This window comes from Methylomonas lenta (assembly GCF_001644015.1).
In the GTDB taxonomy this organism is placed as follows: domain Bacteria; phylum Pseudomonadota; class Gammaproteobacteria; order Methylococcales; family Methylomonadaceae; genus Methylomonas; species Methylomonas lenta.
Genome location: NZ_LUUI01000114.1, coordinates 14,817 through 37,054, shown reverse-complemented (window position 1 = coordinate 37,054; position 22,238 = coordinate 14,817). Strand labels below are relative to the sequence as shown.

Here is a 22,238-nt window from a genome sequence, read left to right as displayed (position 1 = left end):
TTTAAATCAAAGTAAGAGTGAATCCGCCAACTTCGTTGGTGGAAAATACCAAAGGCAAGCGAATTTGAGTGGTTTGGTTGGCTGACAAGGCTGCATCATTCGCATACTGTTGCGGAGCAAATAGGCGTTCTGCCACTGGCTGGTCGTTAAAATCCTTTAAAGTCAGCTTTAAAATCGGTAGTGCTTGCGCAAGGCCGGCTTGATTAGTCAGCGCTGCTGTCACAAGGAAGCGCTTATCCAAATGAACTTGTAAAGCACTGTGTGATACGGCCCAATCATCGCTGTTTTTATAAGCCGGCAACGCACAACCTAAAGTTTCGCAAGCCTGTAGCAATGTTGCATAAATTTTGGGCTGACGACCTAAAGACTCGCCTTCGAAATAAACCACTTGTCCCAACAAAGCCAAAAGCATCATTAAACTACCCACGCGCCAGCGCCAGACAGACTCAGTATTCTGCTGCTGTGCTAATGCAATGTCTGTACTGATCGGCTCCACGACATCATCCGCCTGCTCGGACAACGAAAGCAAGGCATCAAAAGGCTGATGACAACTAACACAATGCAATAACCCCCGACTATCGCGTAATTGCTGCGCGGTTAATTCTTGTTGTGCATCGCAATGGGGGCAACGGCTATACATGGATTAAGCCGGTCTCTCGGCATCCAGTCTACACCAGTCCTCTTGGCTGACGGGTTCGGCCACTTGTAATCCTTGGGCTCGGTAAGCATCCGCTACAGCTTCTGCTTGTTCGTTGAGTATGCCGGACAATACGAGATAACCGCCAGGCTTGACCAATCCAGCAATCGTGGCAGATAACTCGATCAACGGCTTGGCCAAAATATTGGCAACCACCACCTCTGCGCCGCTTACTGTAAATTGTTCCGGCAGGTAATAGCTGATGCGATCCAGTACCTGATTTTTTTCGGCATTGTATTGCGTCGCGGTTATGGCTTGCGGATCGATATCTACTGCATGCGCCTGCTCGGCGCCCAGCAATAAGGCGGCAACTGCTAAAATTCCAGAGCCGCAACCGTAATCGATCATGACCTTGTTTTGTAAATCGTGTCCCGCCAACCATTCCAGACACAAAGCTGTCGTAGGATGGGTGCCAGTACCAAAAGCCAAGCCCGGATCTAAGGTCATACAAACCTGACCAGGTTCTGTCACTTCCTGACCACTGGGACACACCCATAACCTACCCGCAAATTGCATAGGCTTAAAATGCTCCATCCAGGCCCGCTCCCAGGCTTGATCCTGAATAACTTCCACTTGCCATTGATGCAATGGCTGGCCGATGAATGAATTAAACATCAGGGTTTGCAATACATCGGGATCGGCATCCAGTTCAAATAAAGCCGTCACCCGAGTATTGCTCCAAATCTGGGTTTGATCGATGGCCGGCTCGTAAACCGGTTCGTCTTCGGCGTCACTATAGGTGACGGAAACCGCACCCAGTTCGCTGAAAAAATCCGACAACTCAGGAGCAGTTTGCTCGTCAGTCACCACTGAAAGCTGATGCCATGCCATAGTTTGATTTTAGAGTAAGAAACACGTTTACATCGTTGCTGACATAAACGTGTCTTTTGTTTAATGAATACCCAGTTTCTTTTCCAGGTAATGAATGTTTTGACTGCCCAGCTCGAATGCCGAATCAGCCATGATATTTTGCTGCAGAGGAATATTGGTTTTGATGCCGTCTATCACCATTTCGCTAAGCGCCGTTTTCATACGGGCAATAGCACTATTGCGATCATCACCATGCGCAATCAGCTTGCCTATCATGGAATCATAATAGGCTGGCACTTTATACCCATTATAGATATGAGTTTCGCAGCGAATACCTGGCCCACCCGGCATGTGGAATTGATCAATAATGCCAGGGCAAGGCATAAAGGTTTTTGGATCTTCTGCGTTTAAACGACATTCGATGGCATGACCGGTAAATCTGACTTGATCTTGTGTAATCGACAAAGGCAAGCCATAAGCTATGCGTAACTGCTCTTTGACAATATCAAAACCAGTAATCATCTCAGTCACAGGATGCTCAACCTGCACCCGGGTGTTCATCTCGATAAAGTAGAACTCGCCATTTTCGTATAAAAACTCAAACGTGCCCGCACCCAGATAACCAATTTTCACACAGGCCTGGGCGCATCGTTCACCGATCATTTTGCGCTGTTCTGCTGTAATACCGGGTGCAGGTGCTTCTTCAACTACTTTTTGATGGCGACGCTGCATGGAACAATCACGCTCCCCCAAGTGAATAGCGTTGCCATGAGAATCCGCTAACACCTGAAACTCGATATGACGTGGATCTTCCAGGAATTTTTCCATAAACACCGTATCGTTACCGAATGCCGCGCCAGCTTCACCTTTAGTCAGGCTGATCGAGTTTATCAACGCTGCTTCGGTATGCACAGTACGCATACCGCGACCGCCACCACCACCGGCTGCTTTGATAATCACCGGATAACCAATTTCCCGCGCCAACTTTAGATTGGCCTCGTCGTTATCTCCTAAGGCATCGCCATTACTCGGCACACAAGGAATACCGGCTTCCAGCATGGCATTTTTTGCAGAAATCTTATCGCCCATCAAGCGTATGGTGTCCGCTCTTGGTCCGATAAACACAAAACCGCTTTGACTAACTTTTTCCGAGAAATCAGCGTTTTCGGATAAAAAACCATACCCAGGGTGTATAGCTTGCGCATCCGTCACTTCAGCCGCACTAATGATGGCAGGAATATTCAGATAACTGAGTGCAGAAGGTGCCGGACCGATACAAACCGCTTCATCGGCCAAGCGGACATGTTTTAGATCACGATCGGCTTCTGAAAAAACCGCCACGGTTTTAATACCTAATTCACGGCAAGCGCGCCATACCCGCAACGCAATTTCGCCACGATTGGCTATTACAATTTTTTCAAACATTGATTAGTCCCCTGGCCGCTATTCGATGATGAATAAAGGCTGACCGTATTCAACCGGGTGGGCGTTTTCGACCAGAATTTGTTTAATTTTGCCGCTTTTGTCCGATTCAATCTGGTTAAGGATTTTCATGGCCTCAATAATACAGATTGTTTGACCGACCGATACCGACTGACCGATTTCAACAAAGGAAGCAGAGCCGGGTGATGCAGAACGATAAAATGTCCCGACCATCGGAGATTTAACTACATGGCCACTAATTTTTTCTTCAACAGCTGCAGCTGGTGCAGCAGCAATCGCTACAGGTGCCGCCGCAGCCGGAGCCGCATATTGAACTGGGGCTGCCGCTGAATAGCGACTAATTCTAACCGACTCTTCCCCTTCGCTAATTTCTATCTCGGTAATATCGGATTCCTCGATAAGATCGATAAGTTTTTTTATTTTTCTAATATCCATTGTTATGAGTTCTCTCTAGTAAAATCTGATGAGCAGCCTGTAAGGCCAGTTCGTAACCGCGTGCGCCCAAGCCACAGATAACGCCGACTGCGATATCTGAAAAATAGGAATGTCGCCTGAAAGCTTCGCGGGCATGCACATTGGACAAATGTACTTCAATGAATGCAATCTTGGTCGCCAGCAAGGCATCACGAATCGCCACGCTGGTATGAGTAAATGCTGCAGGATTGATAATGATGAAATCTACACTCTGACTATAAGCCAAATGGATTTGTTCTATTATGGCGTGCTCTGCATTACTTTGAAAAAAGTTTAGCTGATGTCCAAGTTGGCCTGCCATCAGTTCAAGACTGTTTTGTATGTCGAGTAAAGTTTTATTGCCGTACATACCTGGTTCTCGCACACCTAACAAATTTAAATTGGGGCCGTTAAGAACGGAAATAGTCGCCATGCAATCACTAAACAGTCAAAATTTTGAAGGTGCGAATTTTGCCTACTTTGTCAGTTTTTGTCCAGATAAACCCGCTTTTTAGTCAATTTAAGGCGATTTTAGATTATTTACCCAGCAACAATGGCTGCACAATCTGCAAAAACTGTTCTTTACTGAACTCGCCAGGCTGTCGATGAATAATTTGCCCTTCAGGATTCACGATAACCGTAAAGGGCACAGCGCCAATAATATTACCCAATTGACGTGACAATGAACTGCCAGCATCGCCAGCAACCAAGACCGGATAATTGAAATTCATACCTTGCATATAATCAGCCACAGGCTGCCTGTCTTCTATGGCAATACCAACAAACTGCAGATTCTTAGCCTGATAGGCCTGCTGTAACTGAATAAACTCAGGTATCTCTTTCAAACAAGGCGGACACCAAGTTGCCCAAAAATTAATGACTAAAATTTTGCCTTGCCATTGCGACACCGGTTGTTGCTGCCCGTGTATATCCGGAAAACTAAAATCCAACGCTGGACTGATGGTTTCAGGCAATCCGGCCGAAGGACGGTTACTCTGTAGCAAAACACCCACACCCAATGCCAGCGCCGCCACCACTACAATCAGCAAATTTGTTTTCATAATTGTTTTAGCGTGTTAACAAAAGTGGCTGCATCCTGATAACCAATGACACGACGCTCGCTATGCTCTTGCCCCTCAGGATCGAAAAAAATAATGCCGGGCGGACCCACTAAATTGAAACGCTGCAATAAAGCTTTATCTTCTGGGTTATTGTCCGTCACATCGGCCTGTATCAGCATAAATCCATTTAACTGCTGTTTAACTTGAGCATCTGAAAAGGTATAGACCTCCATCTCTTTGCAGGATACACACCAGTCGGCATAAAAATCCAACATCACCCATTGCTGATTGGCTTTAGCTTGCTGCAACTTTTGCTCCAGCTCGGATAACGAACGCACTCGTTGAAACTGGATCCCAGTCTTGGCTTGCACATCCCCCCCAACTGCCAATCCAGCCAAAGGTTGCAAAGGATTACTATTCCCCGCGCTCAATCCGATCAATTGCATGACGCCGAACACCAACATTATCAAACCGACACCTTTCCACAGCTTTTTCCATCCAGACACGGGTTGTGGCAATGGCTCGATAGCGTTAAGGTAAATAGCTGGAATAATCAACAACATTGCGGTTAACAACATGGTAATGGCTGCGGGCAAAATCCGCGACAACATCCAAACTGCTACCGCCAACATGATCACCCCAAATACCGCCTTGGTAGCGTCCATCCAGGCACCGGCTTTAGGTAACAACTTACCCGCTGAAGCACCCACTATTAATAAAGGCAGCCCCATACCCAAACCCATTACGAATAAGGCGGAACCACCCAATACCACATCACCGGTCTGACCAATATAAATCAAAGCTGCCGCCAACGGTGCTGCCACACAAGGCCCAACGATCAGTGATGATAAAGCCCCCATGATGCCCGCCCCCCAATAAGAACCGTCACGATGTTGATCACTGGAATGATGTAATTTCGATTGCAATGCAGATGGCAACTGTAAGTTGTAAAAACCAAACATGGACAATGACAGCAACACAAATAAACCGGCAAAGGTTGCAATCACCCAGGGCTCTTGAAAGGTGGCTTGCAAATTTGCTCCAAACAATGCCGCCAATATGCCAAATACGGTATACATCAAGGCCGAAGCGAATACAAAACTAGCCGATAACAAAAAAGCCTTACGAGTACTGATCTGATGTCCATGACCAACAATGATGCCGGATAAAATTGGAATCATAGGAAACACACACGGCGTGTGCGCCAGCAGCAGGCCAAACCCAAAGAAGCTGAGCAAGGTTAAGGCTAAGCTGTCCTGCTTAAGCGCATTAACAATCTGATCCTGTTCGGAGGCAGCAACCTGGGGTTTCTGTTCAGGAATCGACTCTAAACTGGCCGTTGCAGGTAAGTCCAAAACCACTTTACTGGTCATTGGTGGATAGCAGACACCTCGATCTGCACAACCTTGAAATTTGGCGGTTAATTCTACAGTTTCTGCCGCCAGACCTTGCCGGATTATCGGCACATCCAAACTCAATTCCTGGCGATAAATCTCGACTTCACCGAATTCCTCATCCAGATGCAATTCGCCAACCGGCAAAGATGGTTGAGCTAACCTAGTTTTACTGGCTTCATCCAGTGTAAGGCCCAGTTTATTCTTATAGAGATAATAGCCCTCTGCAATTATCCAGCTGACATGTACGGTCTGTGGGTCTTTGAGGCTGGCGAAAAATTGAAAAGCCTGTTCCGGCGGTAATAATTCTTCTGCAAACAAACTAGGTGTCAGTTTTTTTAAACCGCCAAAAAATTGATTGACTGCATTGACCTGATTGGGACCCAAGGCTTCCGGCAGACTTACATCCATGACCACTTTTTGCGGTGGATAACAAACGCCGATATCGGCGCAACCCTGGTATTTGATCAGTAGTTTGACCTGAGGCTGATTATTTGGATTGATTAACGGTAGACTGAGTTTGACTTGATCGCGATAGACACTGACATCACCAAATACTTCATCATGCTCCCGCGCACCCTGCGGCATTTCAAACGCGTCTAATTGTATCGCGGGGCTTTGCGACTCAATCTTGGTTTTGTCTCGATATAAGTGATAACCAGGCTCAATTTGCCAGCTAAGTTCGACCTGCTGCCGCGACTGACCGACAACTGTCAATCGGAAGGCTTGCTCGGGCGGAAGAATATCTGCACTGGTCAAAGCCGCAACCGGCTGAACATATAATGCAAAAATACAGAGTAAAATTAGTCGGTAGACAGGCATGAATCGATCCATTTTAAGTATTCAGCAGAGCCGCGTTCTATGGCGACTGCAATGATTTCCGGCAATTGATAAGGGTGTAACGCTTTAATGGCAGTTTCAATTGTCGCATAAAGAGATTCTTGACTTTTTATCAGCAACAAATGTTCCTGCGCAATTTCGATTTGGCCTTGCCATTCGTAAATCGAGCTAACACCCGGTAAAATGTTAACGCAAGCCGCCAATTTATCGCTGATCAATTGCCGGGCAATCCGCTCAGCAGTTTCCTGGTCAGGACAGGTACAATAAATCAAATGATACATGCTGCTATTATCCTGCAAATGACTTGAAATTTTGTCGAGATACAAAGTTTCCGCTAAAAAGTGACGTCATTTTTAACCCAACAACGAGTTCTCTAATGAAACCCCTGCAAATCCTGTTTATATTTTTTCTTGTCGTGCCTTTTGTAGAGATTTACCTATTGCTACAAGTCGGCAGCTTAATTGGTGCTTTCCCAACAATCTTTCTGGTGGTATTTACCGCCGCGCTAGGCGCCTGGTTATTACGCCGTCAAGGCTTTGTCACCTGGCAACGCTTTCAAACCAATTTGGCGCAAGGTACGATTCCAGCCTATGAAATGATAGAGGGGCCGATTCTATTGGTCGGCGGCGCGCTGTTACTGACGCCCGGTTTCTTTACCGATATTTTGGGGTTTGCCTGCCTTATCCCGACTTTACGCCGCAAAATTGCCCAATACATCATCGAAAACCATTTATTGGTATCAGAATTCGGCAGCGCATTTAAACAAAAACGCCCCGATATAGATGCAATTGAAGGAGAATTTAGTAAAGAAGATAGCAAAGATTAATTGATCCTCTAAATTCGACAAAAATCCGAATTTAGAGGATCTATGTTTTATTGACCGTCGTTGTCAGTGTCAGTCTCCGCCCCTGCATCAGCAACGACTGTATCAGCATCTGAACCCAGTGTGTTTTTATCAAACCCTGAATAAGCCGGACACCAGCCAATATAACTAGTAGTTACTAGTAACAAACCGACTATTAACAGCAATATTTTTGCAGTAAACAAAGATGCCGCCAACAATACAACGCCCGCTATCATGCGAACTTTTTTGTCTTTTGCCCCGACATTGTGCTCAAACTTAATCATACGTTTATAATCAAAATTCATTTCCAACCCTCTCTATGTAATATTTTTTATTTTCCTGACGTAAGGCTTTCCCTTAAGTGTCAGCAAATATACACAGCTCATTAAATTCTGCAAATAAATATGGATGTCTCCTCAATCATAGCCCCGCTAAATGATGCCCAGCGTCTGGCTGTTTCCGCTCCACCGCAGGCCATGCTGGTATTAGCCGGTGCCGGCAGTGGTAAAACCCGCGTATTAGTACACCGCATCGCCTGGCACATTAAAATCAATCATATTTCGCCGCAGCATATCTTGGCGGTCACCTTTACCAACAAAGCCGCCAACGAAATGCGCGGGCGAGTTGAAGAACTGCTGGAAATATCGGCCCGCTCAATGTGGATAGGCACCTTCCACGGCCTTGCCCATAGACTTTTACGTCAGCACGCCAAACAGGCAAAACTACCGGATAACTTTCAGGTGATGGACAGCGACGATCAATTACGCATCGTAAAACGTCTGCTAAAAGCCATGAATATCGACGACAGCAAATGGCCGCCCAAACAGGTGCAATGGTTTATCAACGGCCAAAAAGAAGAAGGCATTCGTGCCCGGCACATGGCCGACAACGGCGACTTTTATCAGCGGCAAATGCTGATTGTTTACAAAGCTTACGAAGAGCTCTGCGACCGTTCCGGCCTGGTAGATTTTGCCGAATTACTGTTGCGCGCCCACGAACTGCTGCGCGATAACGAGGATTTGTTGAATTTTTACCGCCAGCGTTTTCAACAAGTGCATGTCGACGAGTTTCAAGATACCAATACCATACAATATGCCTGGTTACGTTTATTAACCGAAGGCAATAACAACTTGTTCGTAGTCGGTGATGACGACCAATCGATATACGGTTGGCGCGGTGCCAAAATCGAAAATATTTTTGCCTTCCAAAAACAGTACCCCGGCCATCAAGTGGTTAAACTGGAGCAAAACTACCGCTCCACCGGCCATATTTTAAAAGCCGCCAACACCTTGATTGCCAACAACGACAGCCGGATGGGAAAAGAACTGTGGACCGAAGCCGGCGAGGGGCATGCCATTTCTTTGTACACCGCCTTTAACGAACAAGATGAAGCTTATTTTGTGGTGGAAAAAATTCGCCAATGGGTCAAAGACGGCGGCTTGCGCAGCGATATAGCTATTTTATATCGCTCCAACGCCCAATCCAGGCAATTTGAAGAGCGCTTGATGACTACCGGCACCCCCTATCGTGTATATGGTGGTTTACGCTTTTTTGAGCGGATGGAAATCAAAAATGCCCTCGCCTATCTGCGTCTGGCCAGCCATCACGATGACGACGCCTCCTTCGAACGCGTAGTCAACACCCCAACCCGTGGCATCGGCGCTAAAACTATGGATGACATGCGGGTGCTAGCCCGGGAGCAAAGCTTATCCATGTGGCAAGCTGCCGAATGCATGCTTAACGAAAACCGTTTACCACCGCGCGCCAGCAATGCCTTAAAAGGTTTTTTACAGTTAATTCTGCAATTAGGCACCGACACTCAAGACCTGGAATTGTACGAAACCGTCAAACTGGTGGTGGAAAAAAGCGGCCTAATCGAACTGTATAAAAAAGAAAAACAAGACAAAGGCGAAGCCCGGGTGGAAAACCTGGAGGAGTTAGTCAATGCGGCACGTCTATTTGATGTCGACAATCAAACCGAAGAAAATATCAGCGAACTAGATATGTTTCTCACCCATGCTGCATTGGAAGCCGGCGACATGCAAGCCGATGTCGATGAAGATTGCGTGCAGCTGATGACATTGCATTCCGCAAAAGGTCTGGAATTCAAACTGGTGTTTATGGTGGGCCTGGAAGAAGGTCTGTTTCCTTCCCAGCAATCCACAGATGATGTTGGTCGCCTGCAAGAAGAACGCCGTTTATGTTATGTCGGCATTACCCGCGCCATGGAACAATTGTACCTGACCCATGCCGAATCCCGCCGCTTGTACGGCAAAGACAGCTATCCGCGCCCTTCCCGGTTTTTAAAGGAAATACCGCCCGAATCGTTGCAGGAAATCCGCATGCGCGCCAATATCAGTCGCCCGCTAGCTAACAGCAACAGCGATCTTGGCAAGATGAGCACAAAAACCGGCAAATACCGGTTAGGACAAAGCGTCAAACATGAAAAGTTCGGCGAAGGCGTAGTCTTGCAAACCGAAGGCGATGGCGATCAGGAACGGGTGCAAGTCAATTTCCGTAATGCCGGGATTAAATGGCTGATGCTGGCTTATGCCAAGTTGGAGATTGTTTAACGCCCGCAGGTAGCGTAGGCGTCGGGGACATGCAACCTTAATCGGACGGAGTTTGCAATCCCGTCAGTAATATTTTGCAACTTTTGAAGCTGTTAAATATTAGGATTAGGCTTACCCCCCTGGCCCATTCAAATGTTATTCAATGTTTACGTAGACCCTAACCCTAAGCTCTGCCCTTTTGTACGTATTGACAACTAGATATCTCAAGTTACCATTATTTCATCCTCAACCCACATAGATCATGACATGTCTCAGCTATTAAATCGCGCCCGTTCTCTTCTCAAATCAAACTCACCGCTGATTGCCGCATTGGCCATCGTCCCGGTAAGTAATATGGCGCAGGCCGACCCCGTATCGCTTGACGACTTACAGGTCAATTATTCCGGCAGCTATTTTTATAATTCATCGGGTTACTTTGCAGATTATGACTCTGGCCCCGGCAATAGCCAGGTGCTAAACGAAACAAATCCTGACGGCTCGCCCAAACTTTATGGATCAGTATCAACAACTGCAGCAGAGCTGTACGCACACAACATGCATTATGACGATAATGGTCAGCCTTATTATTTCTCTCACGATGCCGGGGTAGCAATGGTTTGGGGCGGCACAGTGCAACGCGCGCCAGGTGTTGGCGACTCACTGAGCATCCATTACGATTTCAGTGTGGACTTTGATACGCCTGCCACCGGGATGAGCTATGTTCTGTCTGCCTACTTGGGTAGTTACGAACCTTACAATAATGTTAACAATGCTTTGCTGGATAACTGGACAGAAATCAATGGCGATAATCTGATAGGCTCCGTCACTACTGAGCCATTACAGGATTACGAAGTCGGTTCGGATAACTACTATTGGCAAATCGTGATAGGTGTGTATGGCTCGGCCTATGACTGGAGGCGAACCGACAATGGCGTCTATACCACCCATTTTCCCGGCGTTTCTCTGAATGTCCCCAACCAATCTATCGATGTGAGCTATGTCACCGCGGTACCTGTGCCCGGCGCAGCATTGTTATTCCTTAGCGGATTACTGCCTTTACTATCCAAGGCCGGCCGACGCCAGGCTTGACTTCACCACGCCTATTATTACTGCTGACTCAATCGCCCTTTGATGGGTCGAGCGGCGCAGCAGTATCAATGCGGCACATGGCATACCTGCTTGCCAAATCCGGCTGGCAGGTACATGCCTTGTCTACTGACTTGACCGAAGGGAATGCTGCCAATGTATTTCCACAAGCGACCAGAACAACACGCGATGGTGGCTCTCATAACGAAAATCAAACCATCCTTCGTCTGCAGCATGAAGGTATCGATTTCGAACTGATTGAGTTTGACCAAAATTCCGTAACCCACCCGCACATTAAAGTGTCTGATTTTTTTGATCGGCGTTATTCATCAATACTCGACACATTTCGGCCCGATTTGATACTGACGTTTGGTGCTACAACTGCAGATTTACGTCGGCGTGCCATGGCGCGTGCGCGTGGTATTCGAGTGATATTTGCCCTGCACAATCTGGCTTATTTGCGTGCCATCATTCAGGAATACGATGAACTGTTAGTGCCATCGGCATTTATGGCTCAGCGATATGCTGCGGCAGGCTACAAAAATGTGCAGATATTAGCGCCGCCAATTTGGGATCAGGAGATAATCGCAACCGAAAAAGAGCCGATATTCTTTACATTCGTCAATCCGGAACGCGCAAAAGGTGCCGAATTGATTGCCCATCTTGCCGCAAGACATCCAGACTTGCCATTCCTGATAGTGGAATCGCGCGCTCACAGCGGTCATTTCAATATCATTGCGCAAGCAGCAGGTATTGAAATAGAAAAACTGCACAATGTCATGTTTTCATCCGGCTCGGTGTTACCCAAAGACATTTTTGCCGCAACCCGGGTATTGCTAATGCCTTCCCTGGTAGATGAAGCAGCCGGAAGGCTTGCAGCGGAAGCCTTGGCCAACGGTATACCGACCTTAGTATCCGATGCCGGCGCCTTACCGGAGATCGTCGGTAAGGCTGGCACAGTACTACCATTTAAAAATCGAAACGCCGATATACCTGTTATAGATGAAGATACCATAGACTTATGGTCTGAACAGTTAAAGGCTTTAGCTGAGGAGAACTACCATCAGTTAAAAGCCGATATAGCAAAGTCTGTAGGCCAACAATATACAACTGCTCATCAAATTAATAGCTACGCCTCCTGGTTTGCCAGCTGTCTAAATAAAAGCCCAGGGCTCAGCTTGCCGCAATAGTGGTTACGTGACATTCCAGGCCACAAGCTTATCCTAATCGGTGATTACTACTTTAATGCCGCGTACCCTGCCCGGTCAGCCGTTTGATATCGTCGACGATTAGATACAGCGATGGTATCAAAATCAAGGTAATCAGCGTGGCGAATAAAATCCCGAAACCGATGGATATCGCCATCGGAATCAATATTCTCGCTTGCCGCGAAGTTTCCAAAATCATCGGCATCAGCCCGCCAAAGGTGGTCAAGGTCGTCAACAAGATAGGCCTGAAGCGCTGAATGCAGGCCTGCTTAATGGCTTGTAAGGCCGACTTTGTACTGTCCATCCTCAGTTCTGTGGCGTAATTGATCAAAACCAGCGCATCGTTGACGACAATGCCGGATAACGCGACGATGCCCAGCATACTCATAATGCTTAAATCAAAGCCCATCAGCATATGCCCAAAAATGGCGCCGATAATGCCGAATGGAATACTGACAATGACGATAAAAGGCAGTAAATAGCTTTGAAACGGAATTGCCAACATGGCGTAAATAGCCAGAACCGCCAGTACGAAACCTAGCTTCAAGCTGCCAAAACTTTCTGCCATATCGGCCTGACTACCCTGAAAACTGTACTGCAAGCCTGGAAATGTCTCCATTAATCTGGGCAACTCGGTCGCTTTCAGGTCGTTGATAATTTCCCCGGCTCTACTTTTTGGGGTGACACCGGATTTAACTTGCACATTACGCCGACCGTTACGACGGTTGATTTCGGTATAGGCATGACCCCGCTTCATGCTGACCGCTTCCCGCAACGGAATTTCCTTACCCGCCGGCGTCCACAGCATGAGTTTGCTGAGATTTTGCTCCGACATTCTTTCGTCTTCAGGTAGGCGCACCATAATCTTGATTTCATTTCGACCGCGCTGCTGGCGGATGACTTCGGCACCATAGTAGGCATTACGAATTTGCCGCGCGACATTCTGTGTAGTCAAACCCAAACTTTTGCCTTCCGGTAACAAGCTGAAGTCAAGCTGTTCTTTACCGGCACTAAAACCATCATTGACATCGTTAACCATCGGGTAAGCACTCAGTATGGCCGCCAATTGCTCACTGGCTTGTTCCAGCACTTTGATATCGCGATGATTGAGTTCTATGGTAAGCGCGGAACCGGAACCAGGCCCGCCAGCATCGGATTCGAACAGTATCGATTCGATGCCGACAATTTCACCTGCCTCTTCCCGCCAGCGCTGACTAAACTGCTCGGTACTCATGATTTTTTCCCGCACTTCCGGCTCTGCCAGATAGGCCCGAATCGAGGCCAAATGACTACCCAAGCTTTGGCGATGATCGGTAGTGCCCAATTCGGCGAAGACGCCGGTAAGCAATTTATCGCCCTGCGGTATGCTGGCGGCGACGCGATGCGCAGCGGCAATTAAATGTTGCGACACGGCCTCTGTTTTGCTCAATGGGGTACCGAAAGGTAAGGTTAAAGTCACCTGAGCGTAATCGGCTTCGGTTTTCGGAAACATCGTCATGCCCATACGGCCGCTAGTGGCATAGGCCAGTGTGGCGATCAATAAGGAAAAGGCCGCCACCATGGTCAGATAGCGATGTTTTAAAATCCAGTTTAAAAATCGTCCGTAGCGGTTATTAACCCAATGCCTGAAGCTTAGACTGAAGCTTTGCTGATGGCGATGTAGCCATGCTTCCAGCCCGTTTCGCTCTTTCTGGTCAATATGTGCCAAATGATTGGGCAGCACAAACAAACTCTCAAACAGCGACAATAAAAATACCGAGATCACCACCAGTGGTATCACCGAAAATATTTTCCCGGTAAAGCCCGGTATAAACAATAACGGCACGAAGGTGGCGATATTGGTCAAAATACTGAACGTCACCGGCATCAGCATTTCTTGTGTGCCCTGATTGGCCGCTTGTAAAGGCGGTATCCCTTCTTGCCGGCGATGATAAATATTCTCGCCAATCACAATGGCGTCATCGACCACGATACCGAGTGCAATGATAAATGCGAACAGGGAAATCATGTTCAACGACACGCCGAGGCTGGGCAGGATCAGGAAGGATCCCAAAAAAGCAGTGGGTATCCCCATCATCACCCAAAAAGCCAGACGCAATTCCAAAAACAAAGCCAGGGTAATAAACACTAAACTCAGGCCCATGGCGCTGTTACGCAACAACAAATCAATCCGTTGCCTGTATTCGACTGAGGTGTCGCGGCGAATTTCTGCATGAATGCCGGCCGGCAATTCGGGCTGTACCTGTTCCAGTATGGCTTTGACGGTATCGGAAATCTGGATCGGTGTCTGTTTGCTGGCACTGTAAACTTCAAGCATCACCGCCGGCTTGCCGTTGAAAATGGCGTAATAATCGCTTTCGTCGTAGCCGTCAGTAATGGTGGCGATATCCCCCAGCAAAACTTGACTGCCATCCGCCGTGGTAATGATGGGTAGGCGCATATATTGTTGACCGTAATCCATGCGCTCCTTCATGCGGATCAATATTTCACCGCTGCCGGTTTTAATGCTGCCACCCGGCAAATCGATACTGGCTTCAGTAAGTTTTTTCGCTACATCGCCCAACGAGAAGCCATAGCGCCGCAAGTTTTGCTGCGGGATTTCAACCTTGATTTCCATCGGTTTAACACCCGACAGCTCGACCTGAGTAATGCCGGGATCCTGTAACAGCTGGTCACGAAACTGTTCGGCCAGCTCATGTAAAACTCGCTCTTTGGCATCGCCATACATCACCACGGAAATGACGGTACGCTTACGGCTTATCACTGTAACCTGCGGCTTTTCCGCATCCTCCGGAAAGGTGGTAATACGATCCACTTCTTTTTGTATATCCTGAGTAATGCGTTGCAAATCCTCACCAATCTCAGTATCGACGATCACCGAGCCTATGCCTTCTTTAGCTGAGGCGTTGATTTCGTCTATCCCGTCGATACCACTGACGGCATCCTCTATGGCTAGAACAATGCCGCTTTCCACTTCTTCCGGGCTGGCACCCGGATAAGCCACGGTGATACTGACAGAATCCAGCTCAAATTCCGGAAACACCTCCTGCGTCATGTTCATCATAAACAGCAGGCCGCCAATGATGCAGGCAAACATGGCTAAATTGGCGGCAACCGAATGGCCAGCCATCCAGGCAACAGGACCACGCTGTTGTGGAATTTGCGCGTGGCTCATAAGTTGCCTTGACTGTTTTGAGTAGTTTCTGCTTGGCTACGCAAGCGCATGTTTTCCACCGGTGCGGACAAATTGCTGACAATGATTTTTGGCTGAGCGGGCAATTGATCAGCTTTAAGATAAATCAAGCCTTGTTGCGCCCAAATTGGCTCCACATCGACAAACTGCAAGGTGTTATTTTCCGACAACAGCCATAAGGTTAGCCCGTCGTGTAAAGCTGTTTCCGGTAGCGCGTAAACATCTTCCAGGGTTTTGCCGGCAATTTGTACGCGCACCAACGAACCCAGTATCATAGGCGGTGATTTAGCGTTTTCCGCTAACAAGCAAAGCGGATCATGCACTTCAACTATCACTTTCGCCATCCGGCCTTCTGCCTCGACTTCGGCTTTCAAGCGCTTTACTTTACCGCTGCGATGATTGTCCAATCCCCAAGCTTGATCATAGCTGATAATGGCTGAGGCACCCTCGCTGCTGTTGATACCTGGAATATCTATCCAGCGAATTTTGTCCAGCGGTATGGAAACGTCTATCCAGAAATTGTCGGTGGCCACCAATTTAACCAACGGCGTCCCGGTTGAAAAAGTGGAAATCCAGGAGCCAATATTGGCATTACGCGCGGTAACGATAGCATTAAAAGGCGCTACCGGCACGGTTCTGGATAATTCCAGCTTGGCTAGCGCCAGCGCTGCTTCCGCAGCTTTTACCTTGGCTTGGGCGGCGATCAGATGAGGCTTGCGCAATACCAGCTCTCTGGCTTGATCATCCAGGTCTCCACCCAACAATTCAAACTCGCGCTTGGCGATGGACTGCTGTCCCATTTCGATTTTGAAATTGAATTTAGCCTGCTCTAATTCGCTTTCGCGTTGTTGCACAGACAAGCGAAAATCTGTCGGATCGAGTTGTACGATTTGCTCGCCTTTTTTAAGAATGCCACCTTCAATAAAGTTTTGACTCACCGATATCACCATACCGCTAACCCGTGAGTTTAGATTCACGCTTTGCGATGCAATCACAGTGCCCAACGAATTAATACTGGTTTGATGCGTGCCCAGCTGCGGTTCGATGATTTCCACCAAGGGCGCTACTACAGCTGCAGGCATCCGAGCAGCGCGGGGTTTGTTTGCCAGCCAGTAAAAGGACAGACCGCCAGCCACTAGCAAGATAAGCAAGGCTGGCAAGAATTTGATGAGTTTTTTAAAAATATTAACCATGAGTTGCGCTCCTTTCAGTCTCAGGCTTCTTCAGTTCCCAGCCACCGGCTAAAGACCGATAAAGGTTGATGCGGTATTCAATCAATTCGCGTTCTGCCCGAATCATTGATCTTTCCAGGCTTTGTAAGTTGATAAGACTGGTCAAGATACGCAGAAAATCGATCCCACCGTAGCCATAGCGCATGCGGATTTGGCTGTTAGCATCGGATGAATAGCGTAATTGTTTCTGCAGGCTGTCGACACGTTTATGCTGCTGATACTCCTGAGCCAGAGCATTATCCACTTCCTGTAAAGCATTCAGAATTTTTTGCCCATACAAATCCAGGTTTTCCGCAGTAACGGCTTTATTCCTATCAACTTCAGCCACCCGGCGACCGCCATCAATGATGGGCACCACTAGGTTTCCAGCTAAGGTAGCCAGCCAATTGTTGAAAAAATCTTGCAAGTCTGGTGCGCTGGTATTGATACTGGTAGACAGACTCACTTTAGGAAATCGATCGGCAATCGCGGCCGCGACTCGTAAATCGGCCGCTTGTATGCTCAAATATTGCTGTTGGATATCGGGTCGCCGCTGAATCAAATCCGCGGTCAAGCCTGTGCTGGGGAGTCCGGCCAGCGGCGGAAAGCTTGTCACAGTCGGCACCTTAAATAATCCGGGCGCTGTGCCTGTCAACACGGCTAGCTGGTTTTTCAGCACATCAATAGCAGCGAGCACCAAGTATTTATCGCCATTTACGGCTTCTAACAGCTGTTTTTGCTGGAATACATCGGCAGCGGTGCCCTGCCCGCCTTTAAAACGCGCCATCACCAAATCAACATATTGCTGATTGGTGACAAGCTGCCGGTTTAACAAGTCCAACTGGCGATTTTGTTCGATGAGTTGATACCAAGTGCTGGCAATTTGTGCGCTCAAGGCAATTGCTGCAGTATGAATATCCAGGGCTACGGCTTGGCTATCCAGTTCGGCTGCACGCGTGTTGGCACGAATCCGTCCCCAAAGATCCAGTTCATAGCTGGCAGCCAGACCAATCGTAAAAATATCTGTAATATTTTGACCGGCATTCGGTTGATCCAGGATCGCGCGATCGATCCCACTATTGCCATTCAAAGCCGGAATCAGTTCAGCCCCGACTTTTTGAGCAATTGCTTGCGCCTGCTCCAAGCGCTTGAAGGTAGCACGCAGATCCTGATTCTGCATCAGCGCCGTATCAATCAATTGGTTGAGCTGGCTATCATTAAAACTTAACCACCAGCGATCAGGTGTCATTGCCTCGCCGCTGGCTGAAAACCGCTCTGGCAAAGCCACAGGCACATCAAATGGTTTCACATCCACACTGCAAGCAGTCGCAAACAACAAAAATGGCGCTAACCTCAAAATCCGGTACATTAAATCTCACCATTCCCTGACATGGGTTGACGTAAAGCAGCAATCCCCGCCAGAGAAAAACGAATCACATGTTCGGTATAAGCCGTCGCATCCAGTTCATCAGGCAATTCAAATGGCAGCTGACTGTTAGCCAGCATATGTTTCATGCGGGCGAAATGAAAACACTGACCGATGATGCTGGCATGGGAATATTGCACATTCTGCTCACTGGCTGCCGAGCCTAGCAATTCTTTAATAATCGCCATCATTGCCTGTCGTTGCGGGTTGATTTCCTTGACCAGGATCTCCGGTAAAAGTTGTGTGGGCTGGGCCATTTCTTTATTAATAATGGCAAAAAAATGTGAGTTATCGTCATCGATCCGCCCCATCAAGGACCTGATTCGTCCCGCTAAACGTTGGTTGGCGGGCGCATCACACGGCACTCCTCCATCGACCGGATGCGCGGCCAAATCCAGCTGAAAAGCGAAGCGCCAGGCCTGCAGATATAAATTTTCTTTGTCTCGAAAGTGATAGTTTACCGAAGCGATATTGGCCTCGGCCTGCTTGCAAATATCGGCAATAGTCGTCTCTTGAAAACCTTTTTCAGCAAACATGCGGCTGGCAGTCGTCAGCAAACGGGTACGGGTATCTGGGCGTCTTGGCTTAGGGGTGCTCACAGCAGCAAATCAACTCTATAATTCAAATGAATAATTCAAATATACATTTGAATTATTTAAAAGCAAATTATTTTTTCATGCTCAAGAGCGTAAGAATCCAGGTAGTGAAGCAGGGATTTTTTTGTCTGGGTAGTCACCATAGGCTATGTTCAACCTGTTCGACACCGATTTGCGGTCTATAATCAAACTGCCAAATTGGTAACGATAGAATAAAACTTAACCTACCTATTTATTTATGAATGCAAACTTGGAGTATAGACAAATGCATAAACCTAGGCATATCCTCATCTTCAGCGCGCTGTGTGGTGCTATCGCAGTGCCGCTACTCGTCGGCTGTAATAAGACAGGCGATCCTATTTCTGCTGCCGAACAAGTCGACAAAAAAGCTGGCATTTCTGTGCCTGGCATAGCTGAAACCAAGGCGATTGCCGAGGAGGGCTTTATCTACGGTCTGCCGATTGTGATGAACTACGCGGTGATGTATGAATACTCCGTCGACAAGAATTCCGGCCAGTATAAGGCCCCCTTCAACGAAATCATGAACGAGGCCCGTGTCTTCACTTACAAGGACACCGCCATTATCACGCCTAACAGCGACACCCCCTATTCCTTCCTGTGGATGGATCTACGTGCCGAACCGATGGTGATCAGCGTCCCGGCGGTGGAGAAGGACCGCTACTACGCGGTGCAGCTGGAGGACGGCAACACCTTCAACTATGGCTACATCGGCAGCCGTTCCACCGGCAACGAAGCCGGCAGTTACATGGTCGTTGGGCCCGGCTGGAAGGGCGAGACGCCTGCCGGCATCAAGCAGGTCTTCCAATCCACCACCGAGTTCTCGATCGCGGGATTCCGCACCCAGCTCTTCAATGCCAAGGACATGCCGAACGTGATGAAAGTCCAGTCCGGCTACAAAGGACAGACACTTTCCGCCTTCCTCAAGCAACCCGCGCCGGCCGCCGCTGCGAAGATCGATTTCCCGAAAATCAACAAGGCCATGATCAAGGAAAACTTTTTCCAATACCTCGACTTCGCGCTGCAATTCGCGCCAGCCGGACCTGAGGAAAAGGAAATCCGCGCCAAGCTCGCGAGCATCGGCGTGGGACCGGGCAAGACCTTCGATTTCAAGGACCTCTCGCTTGAGCACAAGGCCGCGATGCTGCTGGCGATGAAGGAAGGCGAAAACAAGATCGATAAGTTTCTCACCACCGCGCAAAAAGACGTCAACGGCTGGAAAATCGGCTCGCTCTTCGGAGATCGGGATTTCTTCAAGGGCGACTGGCTGCTGCGCGCCGCCGGTGCCAAGGCCGGTATCTATGGCAATGATTCCGTCGAGGCCACCTATCCGATGACCCGCGTCGACACCGATGGCGAGACGCTCGACGGCAGCAAGCACAACTACACGCTGACCTTTCCTGCAGGACAACTGCCACCCGTGAACGCATTCTGGTCAGTGACCATGTACGACGGCAAGACGCAGTTTCTGATTCAGAACCCGATTAACCGCTACCTTATCAACTCGCCGATGTTGTCGAACATGAAGAAGAATGCCGACGGTTCGCTGACGATTTATGTCCAGAAAGATAGTCCCGGCAAGAGCAAGGAGAGCAACTGGCTGCCTGCACCCAACGATACTATCTACCTGGTTATGCGTCTTTATTGGCCAAAAACAGATTCGCCTTCCGTCCTCCCAGCTGGAGCAGGAACCTGGAGTCCGCCGGGTATCGTCAAAACCAAGTAAACGACTGTTTGCCTGGGTGGCTCTGCATGACCACCTTGGTACAGCGCTTAGTTACAATAGCGTAGCCTAGTTGTTCGGAATCAGTTTAGTTGCTCCGATTAGGCTACGCTAATCGGAGCTACCCGGCCTAAATTGAATTACATTTCATGACCTCTGCAACAAACGCCTCAAACCACTGTTCTTTCGAAACCCAGATTTTTTCAAAAGGATCGTCTTTATAATGCGGTGACATGATCCGGACGCCATACTCGTTAAACACATCCTGAATATTGACATGCAGCGTTGTGATTGTGATTCTACGAATTTCGGGACACTCTACCTGCGCGGTCAATCGGTATTCAACATAGTAGTCAGACAGTGCAGTTTGCGCTACAAATGGCTTGGGTTCAGAGCGGAGGCCGGGGGGGCTTTTTGCGGCCTGCAGCAGCATGCCATGAACCTGGCACCAGGGGGTGTCATAACCTATCGTTTCGCAAGTGTGTGCAACCAAGCCATCGCCCTCGATCAAGCGAAATGAATTCACTGTTATAGCGTTACCTATCCAGGTCGATAGAATTTAATCGTCCCATAATTGAATGGATACTCGCTCAGTGCTCTAGGAACTGCATGACTTCCCCCCACCAGGGACGCCAAGGTTCCATGGGTAGGGAGTTGTGGCCCGCGTTTTCAAACCGCCAAAGCTTTTTCCGGCCGGATAAACCATCAAACAAAGTCATTGTCCGCTGGTTAGGTACTACTTCATCCTGCTCGGCCAATAGCATCGCGATAGAACCTTGATAGTTTTTCAGCCTGGACAGATTGTCATACTTATCTAAGATCAACCAGCGGGCAAGAAAATACCAATAATGCTGTTGAGCAACCTTGGCCATAGAATCGAATGGTGTGATGAGCAGCAAACCTTTAACCGGCACTTCTCCCGAAGCGGCAACAGCTGATGCTACACCACTGCCAATCGATTCACCGCATAGATATAGTGGCCCAGAAAACGCATGCAACACCAGTTTAGCTGTAGCAATGCCGTCTTTGATGAGCACATCTTCCGACGGACTTCCGGTGCGGGTACCGTACCCAGGATATTCAGCAAGGATTACTCGGTATCCCAATTTTTGTAATGCATCGATGTAATAAGTCCGCTGCACCGCACTACCTGCGTTGCCATGAAAAACCAGCAGCGTGCCTTTCGGATGAGTCAGTTTTTCTTTACTGACAAACCCATGTAATTCGGCCAAAGACGGCCAAGCTTGTAAGTTGAACGCCGCAAGCTGGTTTTCCTGTTCGTCCGGTGTTACGCGATCCGGAAAATACATCAATTTCCGCTGTAACAAGAAAACCGCGAGTAGGATGAACAAGTAAATAAGGATCAAAGACACGATATGCGGTAGTTTCATGAAAATGTTGCAGGAATTCCGGCAGGCGCATCTATCCGATTGGCATACCCCACGATTAAGTCAACCATACCCACTGCCATCTCATTACCCCCCTGATATTTGATATTCATTCGACCATCATCGGCTTTACTGATAGAAAATGACGCCACAGGCATGCCGTTTTGTGCTGTCTACCGATCTGCTGATTTTTGCAGTATTGTGGTCAATTAAAACCATTAAAACACGCTTATTGTTCTACATTTTTTGGTTTAATTGATGCAAGATAAAGCTTCCTAAAAAACCCAAAAAACAA

Annotated in this window: 21 protein-coding genes; 5 read left to right on the top strand and 16 right to left on the bottom strand. The window is 48.1% G+C overall.

Annotated elements, in window-relative coordinates:
• Position 1: 1 nt before the first annotated feature.
• From A1359_RS13300 to cutA, 8 genes are all read right to left on the bottom strand, one after another.
• A complete protein-coding gene (locus A1359_RS13300) occupies positions 2 to 640 on the bottom strand; it encodes a DUF3426 domain-containing protein (protein ID WP_066983738.1) in 639 nt (212 codons plus the stop codon).
• 3 nt (positions 641 to 643) lie between these two features.
• On the bottom strand, positions 644 to 1,528 hold the full coding sequence (prmA, locus tag A1359_RS13295) for a 50S ribosomal protein L11 methyltransferase (RefSeq protein ID WP_066983735.1): 885 nt from the start codon (positions 1,526 to 1,528) through the stop codon (positions 644 to 646).
• Between the two features lie 60 nt (positions 1,529 to 1,588).
• Positions 1,589 to 2,932: an acetyl-CoA carboxylase biotin carboxylase subunit gene (accC, locus tag A1359_RS13290; RefSeq protein ID WP_066983732.1), complete on the bottom strand. Its 1,344-nt coding sequence runs from the start codon at positions 2,930 to 2,932 to the stop codon at positions 1,589 to 1,591.
• 18 nt (positions 2,933 to 2,950) lie between these two features.
• Positions 2,951 to 3,385: an acetyl-CoA carboxylase biotin carboxyl carrier protein gene (gene accB, locus A1359_RS13285; RefSeq protein WP_066983729.1), complete on the bottom strand. Its 435-nt coding sequence runs from the start codon at positions 3,383 to 3,385 to the stop codon at positions 2,951 to 2,953.
• Positions 3,375 to 3,836: a type II 3-dehydroquinate dehydratase gene (aroQ, locus tag A1359_RS13280; RefSeq protein ID WP_066983727.1), complete on the bottom strand. Its 462-nt coding sequence runs from the start codon at positions 3,834 to 3,836 to the stop codon at positions 3,375 to 3,377. The genes accB and aroQ overlap by 11 nt, the downstream gene beginning before the upstream one ends.
• A gap of 103 nt (positions 3,837 to 3,939) precedes the next feature.
• Positions 3,940 to 4,464, bottom strand: coding sequence for a TlpA family protein disulfide reductase (locus tag A1359_RS13275; protein WP_066983722.1), 525 nt, complete (start codon positions 4,462 to 4,464; stop codon positions 3,940 to 3,942).
• Positions 4,461 to 6,680, bottom strand: a complete 2,220-nt coding sequence (gene dsbD, locus A1359_RS13270) for a protein-disulfide reductase DsbD (RefSeq protein WP_066983718.1) — start codon at positions 6,678 to 6,680, stop codon at positions 4,461 to 4,463. Before dsbD ends, A1359_RS13275 begins: the two co-directional genes overlap by 4 nt.
• Positions 6,662 to 6,979, bottom strand: coding sequence for a divalent-cation tolerance protein CutA (gene cutA, locus A1359_RS13265; protein ID WP_066983716.1), 318 nt, complete (start codon positions 6,977 to 6,979; stop codon positions 6,662 to 6,664). Before cutA ends, dsbD begins: the two co-directional genes overlap by 19 nt.
• A 95-nt stretch (positions 6,980 to 7,074) precedes the next feature.
• Here cutA and A1359_RS13260 point away from each other — a divergent pair, with 95 nt between their 5' ends.
• Positions 7,075 to 7,524 (top strand): FxsA family protein, encoded by a 450-nt coding sequence (locus A1359_RS13260; protein ID WP_066983713.1) that lies wholly within the window; start codon positions 7,075 to 7,077, stop codon positions 7,522 to 7,524.
• Positions 7,525 to 7,571: 47 nt separating this feature from the next.
• Here A1359_RS13260 and A1359_RS13255 read toward each other — a convergent pair whose 3' ends face one another.
• Complete coding sequence (locus A1359_RS13255) at positions 7,572 to 7,847, bottom strand: YgaP family membrane protein (RefSeq protein WP_066983709.1); 276 nt, start codon at positions 7,845 to 7,847, stop codon at positions 7,572 to 7,574.
• Between the two features lie 99 nt (positions 7,848 to 7,946).
• On the opposite strand from A1359_RS13255, the gene uvrD reads away from it, so the two are divergent.
• From uvrD to A1359_RS13240, 3 genes are all read left to right on the top strand, one after another.
• The gene (uvrD, locus tag A1359_RS13250) at positions 7,947 to 10,115 is read left to right on the top strand and encodes a DNA helicase II (RefSeq protein WP_066983706.1); all 2,169 of its coding nucleotides are present in this window, start codon (positions 7,947 to 7,949) and stop codon (positions 10,113 to 10,115) included.
• A gap of 246 nt (positions 10,116 to 10,361) precedes the next feature.
• The gene (locus A1359_RS13245) at positions 10,362 to 11,183 is read left to right on the top strand and encodes a hypothetical protein (RefSeq protein WP_157200550.1); all 822 of its coding nucleotides are present in this window, start codon (positions 10,362 to 10,364) and stop codon (positions 11,181 to 11,183) included.
• Positions 11,180 to 12,370, top strand: a complete 1,191-nt coding sequence (locus tag A1359_RS13240) for a glycosyltransferase (RefSeq protein WP_269747923.1) — start codon at positions 11,180 to 11,182, stop codon at positions 12,368 to 12,370. Before A1359_RS13245 ends, A1359_RS13240 begins: the two co-directional genes overlap by 4 nt.
• Before the next feature lie 52 nt (positions 12,371 to 12,422).
• On the opposite strand, the gene A1359_RS13235 is transcribed toward A1359_RS13240, so the two are convergent.
• The 4 genes from A1359_RS13235 to A1359_RS13220 are packed head-to-tail and all read right to left on the bottom strand — an operon-like array spanning position 12,423 to position 18,817.
• The gene (locus tag A1359_RS13235) at positions 12,423 to 15,563 is read right to left on the bottom strand and encodes an efflux RND transporter permease subunit (RefSeq protein ID WP_066983697.1); all 3,141 of its coding nucleotides are present in this window, start codon (positions 15,561 to 15,563) and stop codon (positions 12,423 to 12,425) included.
• Positions 15,560 to 16,774: an efflux RND transporter periplasmic adaptor subunit gene (locus A1359_RS13230; protein ID WP_066983680.1), complete on the bottom strand. Its 1,215-nt coding sequence runs from the start codon at positions 16,772 to 16,774 to the stop codon at positions 15,560 to 15,562. The genes A1359_RS13235 and A1359_RS13230 overlap by 4 nt, the downstream gene beginning before the upstream one ends.
• The gene (locus tag A1359_RS13225; protein ID WP_232322228.1) at positions 16,767 to 18,101 is read right to left on the bottom strand and encodes an efflux transporter outer membrane subunit; all 1,335 of its coding nucleotides are present in this window, start codon (positions 18,099 to 18,101) and stop codon (positions 16,767 to 16,769) included. Before A1359_RS13225 ends, A1359_RS13230 begins: the two co-directional genes overlap by 8 nt.
• Before the next feature lie 59 nt (positions 18,102 to 18,160).
• Positions 18,161 to 18,817, bottom strand: coding sequence for a CerR family C-terminal domain-containing protein (locus A1359_RS13220; protein ID WP_066983673.1), 657 nt, complete (start codon positions 18,815 to 18,817; stop codon positions 18,161 to 18,163).
• A gap of 262 nt (positions 18,818 to 19,079) precedes the next feature.
• Between A1359_RS13220 and A1359_RS13215 the strand changes: the two genes are divergently transcribed.
• Positions 19,080 to 20,558 (top strand): DUF1254 domain-containing protein, encoded by a 1,479-nt coding sequence (locus A1359_RS13215; protein ID WP_066983671.1) that lies wholly within the window; start codon positions 19,080 to 19,082, stop codon positions 20,556 to 20,558.
• 127 nt (positions 20,559 to 20,685) lie between these two features.
• Here the strand turns inward: A1359_RS13215 and A1359_RS13210 are convergent, their stop codons facing one another.
• From A1359_RS13210 to A1359_RS22490, 3 genes are all read right to left on the bottom strand, one after another.
• The gene (locus tag A1359_RS13210; RefSeq protein WP_066983667.1) at positions 20,686 to 21,081 is read right to left on the bottom strand and encodes a hypothetical protein; all 396 of its coding nucleotides are present in this window, start codon (positions 21,079 to 21,081) and stop codon (positions 20,686 to 20,688) included.
• A 64-nt stretch (positions 21,082 to 21,145) separates the two neighbouring features.
• A complete protein-coding gene (locus A1359_RS13205) occupies positions 21,146 to 21,946 on the bottom strand; it encodes an alpha/beta hydrolase (protein WP_066983664.1) in 801 nt (266 codons plus the stop codon).
• Complete coding sequence (locus tag A1359_RS22490) at positions 21,943 to 22,101, bottom strand: hypothetical protein (RefSeq protein WP_157200549.1); 159 nt, start codon at positions 22,099 to 22,101, stop codon at positions 21,943 to 21,945. Before A1359_RS22490 ends, A1359_RS13205 begins: the two co-directional genes overlap by 4 nt.
• Positions 22,102 to 22,238: the final 137 nt, after the last annotated feature.

What these genes read in the sequence shown, in the direction of transcription:
- A1359_RS13300 (WP_066983738.1), bottom strand. Translation starts at nt 640, where the DNA reads ATGTATAGCCGTTGCCCCCATTGCGATGCACAACAAGAATTAACCGCG.
- A1359_RS13230 (WP_066983680.1), bottom strand. Translation starts at nt 16,774, where the DNA reads ATGGTTAATATTTTTAAAAAACTCATCAAATTCTTGCCAGCCTTGCTT.
- aroQ (WP_066983727.1), bottom strand. Translation starts at nt 3,836, where the DNA reads ATGGCGACTATTTCCGTTCTTAACGGCCCCAATTTAAATTTGTTAGGT.
- A1359_RS13260 (WP_066983713.1), top strand. Translation starts at nt 7,075, where the DNA reads ATGAAACCCCTGCAAATCCTGTTTATATTTTTTCTTGTCGTGCCTTTT.
- A1359_RS13255 (WP_066983709.1), bottom strand. Translation starts at nt 7,847, where the DNA reads ATGAATTTTGATTATAAACGTATGATTAAGTTTGAGCACAATGTCGGG.
- accB (WP_066983729.1), bottom strand. Translation starts at nt 3,385, where the DNA reads ATGGATATTAGAAAAATAAAAAAACTTATCGATCTTATCGAGGAATCC.
- A1359_RS22490 (WP_157200549.1), bottom strand. Translation starts at nt 22,101, where the DNA reads ATGCCTGTGGCGTCATTTTCTATCAGTAAAGCCGATGATGGTCGAATG.
- A1359_RS13215 (WP_066983671.1), top strand. Translation starts at nt 19,080, where the DNA reads ATGCATAAACCTAGGCATATCCTCATCTTCAGCGCGCTGTGTGGTGCT.
- A1359_RS13235 (WP_066983697.1), bottom strand. Translation starts at nt 15,563, where the DNA reads ATGAGCCACGCGCAAATTCCACAACAGCGTGGTCCTGTTGCCTGGATG.
- A1359_RS13275 (WP_066983722.1), bottom strand. Translation starts at nt 4,464, where the DNA reads ATGAAAACAAATTTGCTGATTGTAGTGGTGGCGGCGCTGGCATTGGGT.
- prmA (WP_066983735.1), bottom strand. Translation starts at nt 1,528, where the DNA reads ATGGCATGGCATCAGCTTTCAGTGGTGACTGACGAGCAAACTGCTCCT.
- dsbD (WP_066983718.1), bottom strand. Translation starts at nt 6,680, where the DNA reads ATGCCTGTCTACCGACTAATTTTACTCTGTATTTTTGCATTATATGTT.
- A1359_RS13205 (WP_066983664.1), bottom strand. Translation starts at nt 21,946, where the DNA reads ATGAAACTACCGCATATCGTGTCTTTGATCCTTATTTACTTGTTCATC.
- uvrD (WP_066983706.1), top strand. Translation starts at nt 7,947, where the DNA reads ATGGATGTCTCCTCAATCATAGCCCCGCTAAATGATGCCCAGCGTCTG.
- cutA (WP_066983716.1), bottom strand. Translation starts at nt 6,979, where the DNA reads ATGTATCATTTGATTTATTGTACCTGTCCTGACCAGGAAACTGCTGAG.
- A1359_RS13245 (WP_157200550.1), top strand. Translation starts at nt 10,362, where the DNA reads ATGTCTCAGCTATTAAATCGCGCCCGTTCTCTTCTCAAATCAAACTCA.
- accC (WP_066983732.1), bottom strand. Translation starts at nt 2,932, where the DNA reads ATGTTTGAAAAAATTGTAATAGCCAATCGTGGCGAAATTGCGTTGCGG.